Source organism: Halocynthiibacter sp. (assembly GCF_049608145.1).
In the GTDB taxonomy this organism is placed as follows: domain Bacteria; phylum Pseudomonadota; class Alphaproteobacteria; order Rhodobacterales; family Rhodobacteraceae; genus Halocynthiibacter.
This window is the reverse complement of the sequence record NZ_JBMYXF010000112.1, coordinates 1-726: the sequence shown is the minus strand read 5'-3', so window position 1 is coordinate 726 and position 726 is coordinate 1. Positions and strand designations below refer to the sequence as shown.

The 726-nt window shown below is 54.1% G+C and carries 1 protein-coding gene; it reads right to left on the bottom strand.

All coding sequences use genetic code 11. The annotated features are described in order from the left end of the window. Positions 1-726: AAA family ATPase (locus ACPGUT_RS16040; protein ID WP_423993120.1), on the bottom strand; the 726-nt coding region annotated here is incomplete at both ends.

Here is a 726-nt window from a genome sequence, read left to right as displayed (position 1 = left end):
CGCCGCCACCAATCAATGTATGGGCTTCGTCGATAAACAGAATGATTTTCTCAGGGGTGCTTAGGACTTCATCCAATACGGCTTTCAGGCGACGTTCAAATTCACCTTTCATCGAAGCACCCGCCTGAAGCGCGCCGAGATCAAGTTCCCAAAGCGCCGCACCAATCAATGCGGCAGGCACATCTTCATCAATAATTTTCAGCGCAAGCCCTTCCGCAAGCGCGGTTTTACCAACACCGGGATCCCCCACCAAAATCGGATTGTTCTTGCGGCGGCGGCATAGAACATCGGTGGTCAGAGCAATCTCGCCTTCACGGCAGAACACCGGATCGATCTTGCCTTCACGGGCTTGTTGGGTGATGTCGCGGCCGTATTTTTGCAATGCGGTTTCGCCTTCGGGCATGGGGCCAGCATCGCCACCCGCCGTATGTTCATCGGTGATCGGCCCTTCCATGGACCCTTTGGTCAGCTCATGAAAAGCCGCGGACATCGCGTCCGCATCCATCGCTTCGAATTCGGACTGCATGTAGAAATGACAATAGCGATCAGGATTTGACGCAATCGCAACCCAAATCGCACCGGTGCGAATGTCTTCTTCCTGCAAACCGCCACTGGAAATCACAAAAGCATCTTGTAGCAATTCCAACAACATCGGCGAAAACTGTGGCAAATCCTGCGCGCCGGATTTGGCCCGTTCAATGGATTTACGCGCCAGGGCCTCAAGCC